This window comes from Ginsengibacter sp. (assembly GCF_057362405.1).
In genome coordinates this window covers 1-10,625 of the sequence record NZ_JBMQQG010000046.1, presented here as the reverse complement: position 1 = coordinate 10,625, position 10,625 = coordinate 1, and the positions used below count along the sequence as shown (strand labels likewise).

The window sequence follows — 10,625 nt, the reverse complement described above, 5'->3', positions numbered from 1 at the left end:
TTTCTTTGGAATATAACAGTCATTTAAATGATAATCATTTTCATAAAATCCTGAAAGATAACCGGCAAAAGGATATCGCTTCGCAGCGATCTAACATTGGCATTCATAAAGACGATCTTACTTTTTTTCTAAATAAAAATATTTTTAAAAATATTGCTTCCCAAGGGCAGCGGAAAAGCCTTTTGTTTGCCTGTAAGCTAGCCGAATTTGAAATATTGCGGGCCATTAAAGGAGCTCCGCCCCTGCTTTTGCTTGACGATGTATTTGAAAAACTGGATGAATTGCGCATGAGAAATTTGTTGCACTTTGTTTGTCAAAAAAATAGCGGGCAGGTTTTTATAACCGATACACATAAAGAAAGGCTGGAAAATGCATTAGTTGAATTTGGTGATGAAGTTCAAATAATTGAATTATTGAGTTAATTGTTACCTTTATTTAATGGCAGAAGTATCCATTGGTGAAGCTTTAAAGCAATTTCTGAAAAGCAGCAAATTGAAAAGTGGCGTACAGGCATTGCAGATAGAAGAAGCATGGGAAAAGATCATGGGCAAAACCATTGCGAGATATACGGAAAAGATACAGATTATTAATTCCACTTTGTTTATTACCACTAACGTAGCCCCATTAAAAAATGAACTGCTATACCAGAAAGAAAAAATTATCGAAAGGGTAAACGAAGCACTTGGCGAAAAGGTTATTAAGGAAGTAGTGATTAAATGAACCCCCGCGAACTCCTAAAGTAGTAGTGGTACAACTTTGTAAATTTCTTTCACCTTTGAGGTTAGGAGTTCATCTTTATTCTCGGATCAATCATTCCATACAAAACATCCGCAAGAATATTTACCAGCACAAAAATAGTTGCGGCAAATAGCACAGAGCCCATCACAACCGGATAATCCAGTTTCTCCAAAGCATCTACGGTTACTTTTCCCAAACCCTGCCAACCAAAAATATATTCAACAAAAAAAGCGCCCGCCAGTAATTCCGCAAACCACCCGGTAATAGCAGTAATTACAGGGTTCAGCGCATTGCGCAGTGCATGCCGGTACACTACCTGGTTTCGGCTCAGGCCTTTTGCATAAGCAGTTCTTATATAGTCCTGGTTGAGCACATCGAGCATGGAACTTCTGGTTAATTGCGTGATGATTGCCAACGGCCGAATACCTAAAGTTACCGCAGGCAGAATAAGGTTTTGCAACGTCAGGTAACGCTCTCCGTTAGTTTCATCAATATTGAACCAGCTTCCCGTCAATGGCAAGCCTGTGTAAGAATGCAAAACGATTCCGAAAACATAAGCAATTACAATTGCCATAAAAAAAGAGGGTGCAGAAATGCCAATCACGCTTGCAAAAACGGATGAAGTATCCAGCCAGGTATTTTGTTTTACCGCAGCAAGAACTCCCAGGAAAATTCCGGCGACGGTAGCAAACAGCATCGCCGCAAACGCAAGCATTAGCGTGCCGGGCAAGGCTTCCAGCAATACATCAATCACATCTTTCTTAGTCTGGTAACTTCGGCGCAGGTAGGGAATTTTTAGGCCAACCTTTGTATTACCACCAATAAAAAATCCATGTAATTTTTTTTCTTCAATTTCTTTTTTGGTATCAATGGAAACAGGGGACACATCATTAACATATAACACAAATTGTTTCCATTTCGGTTGATCGAGGTAGAGCTCTCTCCTGATGTTGTCCATGGTTTTCTTATCACCGGTTTGTCCTGCAACTAACCTTGCAGGATCTGCAAAAGCCTGGAAAATAAAAAACACAATTACCACAACTCCTGCCAATACAAGAACACCATAAAATAATTTCTTTAGCAAAAGTTGCAACATAACTTATAAGTATCACTCATTTAATTGCATCCTTCAAATCCGCCCAACCCCATTTGTTATCTATAATAGGTCCTTTCATTAAATATAATTCAGGGTTGGTACGCGCTGCAGTTTTCAATGCCGTTGCATCAAGAATAAAAATGGGAAGATTATAATGATTTCTTTCATTAAAAAATTCCTGTGCTTCAGCAGCCTGTGATGTTACAATAAACAAAGGAATGTTTTTACTTTTAGTTACATTATAGATCGAGACAAAATTATTAATCCAGTAATCAGTACCACCTGAAATATCTTTTATGAAAAATAAACAGTATGGTCCCGGAGTGTTTAAAATGGCTTCTGTTGAATCATTTCCTGAAAGTGTAGTGAGATAAAAATCTTTCACCGGAGGTTCGTTGTTCTTTCCTTTTTCAATGATAAAATCCTCGCGCCTCACAAATTCCCAGGTGGAATCGGGCAAATTTTTTGAAGTGAAATCTTTTTCCTTTCCATCTTTTTTATAAAAGAATTTAAAATCTTTTTTATCGGGAACAGCATCAGCAGGCATTTTGCGGAGTTCAATAAGATTTTTACCCTTTTTGAATGGAAGACAATCTACAAACGGATTATGGCGCAATACAAACCATTGAAGCCAGAGAACAAGAAAAGTACAAATAAGTAACATAATAACACTTTCAACACGGCTTAATATTGGTTTTACATGTTTTACCCCAACGCAAATAAATATGATGAGCCCTAACAGAATCAGATCTTTTATGAATGATTGCATGGCAGTTAATGGAAGGCAATCTCCAAGGCAGCCACAGGTAGCTATCTTACCAGACAACACCGCATAACCAGTTAAGAAACTAAAGAAGATAATCAGCAGCAAAAGGAAGTAACTAAAAAATCTTTTCCATATTCCTAATAAGATACCTACGCCCAAAATTATCTCCAGTGTAATCATTATAATCGATAATGGCAGCGCATAATTATCGAGCCAGTGCATGAAATGCGCAAGGGAAGCATTCTGCGCCCACACATCAAAAAATTCCTGCATTTTATAGGTGAGGCCCAGCGGATCGTTTGCCTTTACCAGGCCCGAAAAAATAAATAAAACGCCCACTAAAACTCTTGCAATGTTGACTAATATTTTCATCGTGTTTGTTTTAATCTGACCCCACGGGTTTTAAAAACCTGTGAGGTTTTATGGGGTTAAACCTGTGACGTTTCTGTTGACAATATTAAAGCAAATGCTGCGTAGTTGATGATGTCGAAATAATTGGCGTCAATACCTTCGCTTATTAAAGTCTTTCCTTCGTTTTGAACAATTTGTTTAATGCGCAGAACTTTTGCGAGAATCAAATCAACAAAACTCTCCTGGCTCATGTCCCTCCAGGCTTCGCTATAATCATGATTTTTATCTTCCATTAATTTTTTAGCCATGGCGGCCTGCTTATCGTACAGACTTGTTGCCACTTCCAAAGGCAGATCTTCATCCCTATCACCATCGGGATCATCGTCGTGTATATCAAGTTGTATCAGTCCGATAATTGCATAATTTAAAATTCCCCTGAATTCCCCAGCCACATCATCTTCAATTTTTTGAACGCCGGTTTCCTGTATGTTCCGGATGCGTTTTGCTTTTATATAGATTTGATCCGCTATGGAAATAGTGCGGTAAACCCGCCAGGAAGTACCGTAATCCTTTGTTTTCTTTATAAAAATTTCCCTGCAACTTTTTACTACGGTATTGTATTGTTGATCGGTGGTAACTTGCGTCATAATTATCATCAAATTTAATCATAAACACACAATGTTCACATTGAACTGTAAAGGAAAACTGGTAATAATCGAAAAGCCTTTAATAATGGGTATATTGAATATTAATGACGATTCATTTTATGAAGGCAGCAGATTTGAAGATCAGGATGTAATTGCCCTAAAAGCTGAACAGATGGTAAATGAAGGAGCAGACATTTTAGATATTGGAGGTCAAAGCACAAGACCGGCAAGTGTTCGCATTTCCGCCGAAGAAGAAATTAAAAGAGTGATTCCTGTTATTGAAATGCTTTCAAAAAAAACAGGTAAAGTTTTACTTTCTATTGACACTTATCATTCTTCGGTTGCAGAAGCTGCCATAAACGCAGGAGCATCTATTGTTAACGATATTAGTGCCGGCGAAATTGATAAAAATATGATTGAGACAGTCGCTTCGCTGGGCGTTCCATACATCTGCATGCATCTAAAAGGCTTGCCGGAAACAATGCATCTTACCATTCACTACGAAAACGTCCTTACTGAAGTGCTTGATTTTTTTATTAAAAAAATCGAAGAATGCAGGATAGCTGGAATTAAAGACGTTATCATTGATCCGGGCTTTGGTTTTGGTAAAACAATTGAACATAATTTGGTGCTACTTAAAAATCTTTCGCTTTTTAAAATACTGGAAAAGCCAATAATGGCAGGACTTTCAAGGAAGTCGACCATTTATAAAACCTTGCAAATTACAGCCGAAGAATCTCTAAACGGCACTACCGTTTTAAATACGATAGCATTGCAAAATGGCGTCAATATTTTGAGAGTTCATGATGTAAAGGAAGCAAAGGAAGCCGCCAGGCTTGTTGAGGCTTACGGTAAAGCATAAACGCCGCAGCTTGTTAAAGGCCACGGCGTTTTATGAGATTAAATTAAGATTTATTTACTTTTTTGGAGGGGCAGGATTGTTGCCTTGTGGCTGTTGCATTCCCCGCATTTTCTTCATTTGCTCCTGCATTTCTTTTTGTTGTGCTTCCATTTTTGTACGATACTGGTCTTGTGTTAGTACATCCAGTATTGACACGTCAAACATCAACGGTGTATTGGGTTTTATATCTGCGCCAGCGCCCCTTGGGCCATACGCCAAATAAGAAGGTATGAACAATCTTCCCTTTCCGCCTTTCTTAAAATAAACCAGGCCATCAGACCAGCCTTCGATTGATCCTCTTTGTCCCACTACAAACGTAAATGGCTTAACAGATTTACCGGTTGAATCATAACTTGAATCAAATTCTTTTCCTTCGAGTGTCATTCCCCGGTAGTCAACTGTTATAGCTTTACCGCTATCAATTGCGTCACCTGTTCCCGGATCAATAATTTCAACATAAGTTCCTTTTGCAGTTTTAGTTGTTTTTATATTATTTTTTGTGAGATATGCGCTGAGAATGCTATCATCGATCGCTTTTTGTTTGATCGTTGAAATAGAATCGATTTTCTTCATGCTCTCCATGGATGCAGTTCTAATGGCAGCAACTTTAGCAGGATCTGAAACTATATCGAGTATTTTAAAATGATAAGAAAAGTATTGTCCGGGTCCCTTTTTAGCAAAAGGAGGCAACGCATTGTATTTTGCAACTGAATCCGTTGGAGTTCGGGTAAAAACGCTGTCACCCTTCTTTGCTGAGGTGAAAATTTCTATATAATCCGGTGGCAATTTTGTTGAATCGATTTCAATAACCTGAGGAACCGTATCAAAAGGATTAGCCATTAGAGAATCGTTATAATATTGAAATGCCTGGAACTCAATAGCGTCGCCATATTTGATTGCTGCACCATTGCCCCCGCTTGTTCTGTATTCTATACCTGCCTTTTTAGTTTTTTTAAAGCTTTGATCTTTACACCCCACAGCAAATAGTAATATAGCTAATGCAGCAAGGCCGATTTTTTTGTTCATGTTTTATTTTTTATAATTGTTAACTGTTTAATTGCTCCTGGTTTTCTTTGATGGCTACCTTAAATTTTCGAACTACCTCATCGAGCGGTTCACTGTTTTTTCCTCCTGCAGCATTAAAATGGCCACCTCCGTTAAAATACTTTCTTGCAAAAGTATTTACGTCAAATCCCCCCTTACTTCTGAAAGAACTCTTACGTTCATCTCCACGGTCTATTATAACCGCGGCAAGCTTGATGCCCTTTATACTTAATGGAAAGTTTACCAGGCCTTCCGTATCGCCTGTTTTTACGTTGTATTTAATAAGATCAGCTTGCGGGATCGCAATAAGCGCCGTGTTATATTCGTAAAAAATCTCCATCCTGTTCAGCAGGATGTTTCCAAAAAAACGGAAACGCCCTTCCAGGAAATTATCGAAAAGATTTTCATGGATCTGGCTATGTTCAAGGCCTTTATCTTTAAGCGTCGCTATCATCCTGTGGACACTTGCAGTCGTTGAATTAAATCTGAATGAACCGGTATCGGTCATCACACCGGCATATAAACACTCCGCCGTTGCCGTGTTAATTTTTTCTGCGTAACCCGATTCCATAATAAAATCATATACCATCTCGGCAGTAGAACTTTTAGTAACGTCGCTTATTCCATAATCAAATGCCTCCGTCTGCGGTTGTTGGTGATGGTCAATTAATATTTTCGTTGCCGTAAGAGATTCGATAACCGGTTCCATTTTCTTGGTTCTGCTCAACACATTAAAATCGAGGCAAAAAATCCACTCCGCTCTTTGCAACAGAGATTTTGCCTTGTCAGTATTCATTTCAAAATCAACCACGTTCCTGCATCCGGGCATCCAGCTTAGAAAGGAAGGCCAGTTGGTAGGTGAGATTACAGTAACGGTATGCCCAAACTGTATCAGAAAGTGGTATAATCCCAAACCGGAACCCATCGCGTCAGCATCTGGCTTCTGATGAAAAGTAATTACAATCTGCTTTGGCTTTTCAATTAAACTGAATATTTCACTAATGGGTTTCATAAAAGGGTGCAAAAGTAGCTTAAAAAACCCAATGTGAGCATTTCAAAATTGATAAAAATCTATTGATTTTCCGCCGCTCAAAATTGATTTTAATTCACAGGTTCGACTTATCATGGAAAGTTTACTGTAAGAAAAGTACCAACTTTTCTAAATACTTCTCCTGCTATATTGCAAATGATATTTTAATTAACATTCCAGGTATTATTATCAAAATTTATATCGGGAAATATGTGTTCCGGGTCAATCGTCACTGATTTTATACCTTCTGTGGTATTTAGTTTTTGAATCCAGGTATTTCCGTTTTGCCAAATCTCTACCGGAATTTTAAGCATCCCGGTCTTGCCGCTAACCGTTTCGTATTGAAGATAAACCGGCATGGCCATTCTGTCAAGATTTGCTATTGTAACGAGCGCTCCTTGAGTTGAATCCCCCTTTACGTATTTAAATCCCGTTACGGCCTGGTCAAGTTTATAATTTTTGATGAACATGCCTTTCCAAAACCAGCCCAAATCTTCACCGCCCACATTTTCCATTGTCCGGAAGAAATCCCAGGGAGTAGGATGTTTATAGGCCCACCTCTTAATATAAATTTGAAAGGCATAGTCGAATAATTTTGGACCAAGAATTTCCTCGCGCAACAAAGTGAGTGCATAGCCGGGTTTAGCATATAAAGCAACGCCGATGTTCCTTTCGTTCAGCGCATCCGGTTCACTCATCACAGTTTCTGATTTATCGCTAAACAGGTATTTGTAAAGTGAGGGTTTATTTCGAGGCGTCGAATTGTATTCGCCATTATTAAAATCAACAGCAGATAATGTGTTAATAAACGTATTAAAGCCCTCATCCATCCAGCCGTATTTACGTTCATTGCTGCCAACTACCATTGGAAACCATGTATGCCCGAATTCATGGTCCGTTACTCCAAAAAGACCACGTCCCTTTGAACGGGAACTGCAAAAGACAATACTTGGATATTCCATGCCGCTGATATTACTCGCAACATTCGTAGCAGTGTTATATGGATATTCAAACCATCTTTTAGAGTAATTCTCCAGGCTGCCTTTTGTATATTCAGTGGCCCGTCCCCAGGCACTGTCGCCGGCGGATTCTATTGGATAAACGCTCATTGCTAAAGCCTTTCTGCCGGAAGGAAGATTCATCCTGGCCGCATCCCATATAAAAGCCGTTGAAGCCGCCCAGGAAACATCTCTTGCATTATTTAATTTAAAGTGCCAGGTGAGTTTATCTTTCTGTGGCCTTGATGAAGGATCGGTAACTTCATCGGCAGTACGGATCATTACTGTTTTATCACTTTGCCTTGCAGCGGCGAGCCTTTTTATTTGTGTAGCGGTTAGAACTTCCTGCGGATTCTGCAATTCGCCGGAACCAACAATTAATTCTTTGGCAGGTGCAGTAATCGTGTAATCATAATCACCATAATCGAGATAGAATTCACCCGCACCTAAGTAAGGCAACGTATTCCATCCTTCAATATCATCAAACACACACATACGCGGATACCATTGGGCTACTGCATATATTTTGCCATTCTTAGTATCTTCTATCCCGGTTCTGTCTGATCCGTATTTTGGCATGAAATAAGAATAAGCGATGCTGAAAGTAACAGTACCGCCATTGGGTTTAACGGAAACGGGTAAACGTAGTTGCATTCTTGTGCCTGAAACGACATCTGTTACGTTTGTTGATGACGTTGCGCCTTTGGCGGTTGATAACAGTTTTACAGACTTAATATTAAAGCCTCCTTCGAACTTTGAATTTACATCACCATAGCGGCTTCTTCCCGTCGCAGGTGTTTTCGCTTGTCCCCGCGAGTCGAGGTTATATAAATTCTGATCAAGATAAAGCCATAAGAAAGGGAGCGCTTCAGGGCTGTTATTCGTGTAAGTAATGGTAACACTTCCTGAAATTTCATCTTTTACGTCGTCAAAATTAGCAGCTATTTTATAACTGGCCCGGTTGGTCCAGTACTTCGGCCCTGGTTCACCATCGGCAGCACGGTATTCATTTACCGAAGATGGATAAAAGTTGGGTGTAAATAAATCGTGCTGATCGTAAGTGGAATTGATAGTTTGCGCAGTAGCAGAGAGACTTAATAGAACAAGAACCCCGGTTATTAGTTTTTTAGCATTCATGAGTATGATTCGTTTTGTTTTGCGGAAAGATATTTCCTTTAAGAATAGATGCAGAATAAATTATATTAAAAAGGCTTATAAAATGACGACTGGTGGCCGATGTCATAAATTTGTCTGATGAAAGATTGATTGTACTATTTTTTACCAGGTAGATGATATTTTTAAAACTGTTTCTGCCAGTTAACACCTGCGATGCCTTGCATACCCTCAATTGGCGGATGCATCTTCTTTATAGAAATGCTAATGGACCTTAACTGTGGGAATTCGTTGTGTATTTCATTACCAATGTCCATGACAACAGTTTCCAGCAAGGGCGTTGGTACGCTCATTCTCTCCCTTATAATATTATAGATATCTGTATAATTTACAGTGTGATTAATTGAAGTAACTACATGTTGCTCCTCATGAAATTCAACTGAAGCATCTATCACATAATCATTTCCTAATATTCTTTCTTCTTCATGAATTCCGTGAAAAGAATTAAAGCGGAGATTTTGCAGCTGTACTGTAATCATTTTATTTAACGGTGAACGGGTCGCCTTTTTAATTTGGAATATTAATTTACTAAGCCTCTTTTGGACGGAGGTTATTTTCATGGGCAGCAACAGTAGACTGGGCCAAATGCTCAAGTAAGCTTAAGTACCTTTCCGCATCCAGGGCAGCCATACAGCCACTTCCTGCTGCAGTTACCGCCTGCCGGTAAATTTTATCCTGGAGATCGCCGGCGACAAATACTCCCTCAATATTTGTTTTGGTTGTGCCGGGGACAGTTTTCACATAGCCGCCCTCATCCATATCGAGCCAGCCCTTTAAAATATCTGAGTTGGGCTTATGGCCAATGGCCACGAAATAAGCACTCACCGGTATGACCTGCTTCTCTCCTGTTTTATTGTTTTTAATACGTACCGCTTCTACTTTATTATCACCTAATATTTCATCAACCTCCGTATTCCAGTAAACCTTTATGTTTGGTGTACTCAATACCCGTTGCTGCATGATCTTGCTGGCTCTCAGTTCATCGCGACGAACAAACTTGTGTACCACGCTGCATATTTTACTCAGGTACAATGCCTCTTCAGCGGCGGTATCGCCACCGCCAATAATGCATACCTCTTTTCCCTTAAAGAAGAACCCCTCGCACACGGCGCAGGCACTTACCCCATAGCCATTTAATCTCTGTTCACTCTCGAGTCCCAGCCATTGAGCGCTGGCGCCTGTCGCTACTATTACTGCGTCAGCTGTTATCCATTTTTCCTCGTCTACCTGCACCTTAAACGGGCGCCCTGAAAAATCCACTTCCGTAACGAGACCATACCTGATGTCGGTGCCCATGCGTTTAGCCTGCTTTTCAAATTCAACCATCATCTCGGGGCCCTGTACACCATCCGGATAGCCGGGATAGTTCTCTACTTCCGTTGTGATCGTAAGCTGACCGCCGGGCTGTATTCCCTGGTATAATACGGGTTTTAGATTCGCCCGGGCAGCATAAATAGCAGCGGTATACCCTGCCGGCCCTGAACCGATGATCAGGCAATGAACATGTTCGTTTGTTGTATCCATTTATTTAAATATAATTTTTCAAAAGTAAACTTTTTTGATAATGCAAATTCTATAGGTGCTTTTGCAGATGTCTTACATCTATTTGGGAATCTCAAATGTTCTGAATTCCGACGCATAGCCACAAAAGGCACCCAATGCACCATTGGAGATATTGCCTAACACTTTATTGGGTGACGCGAAAGGATTCCCGATACTTTGATAGGCGAATTCCATCGTAAGCCAGAACTGGTAAGTTGCCCGATCAATATTGCTTAGCTTAAAGGTTACCGTATCACCGCGATGAAAAAAGTTCTTATCAAAAGCAATGGGATTATTTCTATCGATACCCGGCTGTACTTTAAGGTCGTAGGTAGTGCC

Annotated in this window: 11 protein-coding genes and 1 pseudogene; 3 read left to right on the top strand and 9 right to left on the bottom strand. The window is 39.8% G+C overall.

All coding sequences use genetic code 11. The features are described from left to right. Together ACO1O5_RS04010 and ACO1O5_RS04005 are read left to right on the top strand one after the other, a co-directional pair. Positions 1-422: pseudogene (locus ACO1O5_RS04010) on the top strand (DNA replication/repair protein RecF); the annotation flags it as partial. Between the two features lie 16 nt (positions 423-438). Continuing rightward, positions 439-720, top strand: coding sequence for a DciA family protein (locus ACO1O5_RS04005; protein ID WP_486268549.1), 282 nt, complete (start codon positions 439-441; stop codon positions 718-720). 61 nt (positions 721-781) lie between these two features. Here the strand turns inward: ACO1O5_RS04005 and ACO1O5_RS04000 are convergent, their stop codons facing one another. The 3 genes from ACO1O5_RS04000 to ACO1O5_RS03990 are packed head-to-tail and all read right to left on the bottom strand — an operon-like array spanning position 782 to position 3,598. Continuing rightward, the gene (locus ACO1O5_RS04000; protein WP_486268548.1) at positions 782-1,834 is read right to left on the bottom strand and encodes an ABC transporter permease; all 1,053 of its coding nucleotides are present in this window, start codon (positions 1,832-1,834) and stop codon (positions 782-784) included. Between the two features lie 16 nt (positions 1,835-1,850). Beyond that, a complete protein-coding gene (locus ACO1O5_RS03995) occupies positions 1,851-2,972 on the bottom strand; it encodes a BT_3928 family protein (RefSeq protein ID WP_486268547.1) in 1,122 nt (373 codons plus the stop codon). A gap of 56 nt (positions 2,973-3,028) precedes the next feature. Further along, complete coding sequence (locus ACO1O5_RS03990) at positions 3,029-3,598, bottom strand: DUF1599 domain-containing protein (RefSeq protein WP_486268546.1); 570 nt, start codon at positions 3,596-3,598, stop codon at positions 3,029-3,031. A gap of 31 nt (positions 3,599-3,629) precedes the next feature. On the opposite strand from ACO1O5_RS03990, the gene folP reads away from it, so the two are divergent. Then, positions 3,630-4,460, top strand: a complete 831-nt coding sequence (gene folP, locus ACO1O5_RS03985; protein WP_486268545.1) for a dihydropteroate synthase — start codon at positions 3,630-3,632, stop codon at positions 4,458-4,460. A gap of 54 nt (positions 4,461-4,514) precedes the next feature. Here the strand turns inward: folP and ACO1O5_RS03980 are convergent, their stop codons facing one another. From ACO1O5_RS03980 to ACO1O5_RS03955, 6 genes are all read right to left on the bottom strand, one after another. Then, entirely contained in the window at positions 4,515-5,525 is a 1,011-nt protein-coding gene (locus ACO1O5_RS03980; protein ID WP_486268544.1) for an FKBP-type peptidyl-prolyl cis-trans isomerase, read from the bottom strand. Between the two features lie 19 nt (positions 5,526-5,544). Then, on the bottom strand, positions 5,545-6,555 hold the full coding sequence (locus ACO1O5_RS03975; RefSeq protein ID WP_486268543.1) for a DHH family phosphoesterase: 1,011 nt from the start codon (positions 6,553-6,555) through the stop codon (positions 5,545-5,547). A gap of 182 nt (positions 6,556-6,737) precedes the next feature. Continuing rightward, positions 6,738-8,708, bottom strand: coding sequence for a M1 family metallopeptidase (locus ACO1O5_RS03970; protein WP_486268542.1), 1,971 nt, complete (start codon positions 8,706-8,708; stop codon positions 6,738-6,740). A gap of 161 nt (positions 8,709-8,869) precedes the next feature. Then, positions 8,870-9,223 carry a dihydroneopterin aldolase gene (locus tag ACO1O5_RS03965; RefSeq protein ID WP_486268541.1) on the bottom strand — a complete coding sequence of 118 codons (354 nt, stop codon included), beginning with the start codon at positions 9,221-9,223 and terminating at the stop codon, positions 8,870-8,872. A 49-nt stretch (positions 9,224-9,272) separates the two neighbouring features. Further along, positions 9,273-10,268 carry a thioredoxin-disulfide reductase gene (gene trxB, locus ACO1O5_RS03960; RefSeq protein WP_486268540.1) on the bottom strand — a complete coding sequence of 332 codons (996 nt, stop codon included), beginning with the start codon at positions 10,266-10,268 and terminating at the stop codon, positions 9,273-9,275. A 78-nt stretch (positions 10,269-10,346) separates the two neighbouring features. Then, a partial coding sequence (locus ACO1O5_RS03955) for a DUF4249 family protein (RefSeq protein ID WP_486268539.1) occupies positions 10,347-10,625 on the bottom strand: 279 nt, incomplete at its 5' end.

What these genes read in the sequence shown, in the direction of transcription:
- ACO1O5_RS04005 (WP_486268549.1), top strand. Translation starts at nt 439, where the DNA reads ATGGCAGAAGTATCCATTGGTGAAGCTTTAAAGCAATTTCTGAAAAGC.
- ACO1O5_RS04000 (WP_486268548.1), bottom strand. Translation starts at nt 1,834, where the DNA reads ATGTTGCAACTTTTGCTAAAGAAATTATTTTATGGTGTTCTTGTATTG.
- ACO1O5_RS03995 (WP_486268547.1), bottom strand. Translation starts at nt 2,972, where the DNA reads ATGAAAATATTAGTCAACATTGCAAGAGTTTTAGTGGGCGTTTTATTT.
- ACO1O5_RS03990 (WP_486268546.1), bottom strand. Translation starts at nt 3,598, where the DNA reads ATGACGCAAGTTACCACCGATCAACAATACAATACCGTAGTAAAAAGT.
- folP (WP_486268545.1), top strand. Translation starts at nt 3,630, where the DNA reads ATGTTCACATTGAACTGTAAAGGAAAACTGGTAATAATCGAAAAGCCT.
- ACO1O5_RS03980 (WP_486268544.1), bottom strand. Translation starts at nt 5,525, where the DNA reads ATGAACAAAAAAATCGGCCTTGCTGCATTAGCTATATTACTATTTGCT.
- ACO1O5_RS03975 (WP_486268543.1), bottom strand. Translation starts at nt 6,555, where the DNA reads ATGAAACCCATTAGTGAAATATTCAGTTTAATTGAAAAGCCAAAGCAG.
- ACO1O5_RS03970 (WP_486268542.1), bottom strand. Translation starts at nt 8,708, where the DNA reads ATGAATGCTAAAAAACTAATAACCGGGGTTCTTGTTCTATTAAGTCTC.
- ACO1O5_RS03965 (WP_486268541.1), bottom strand. Translation starts at nt 9,223, where the DNA reads ATGATTACAGTACAGCTGCAAAATCTCCGCTTTAATTCTTTTCACGGA.
- trxB (WP_486268540.1), bottom strand. Translation starts at nt 10,268, where the DNA reads ATGGATACAACAAACGAACATGTTCATTGCCTGATCATCGGTTCAGGG.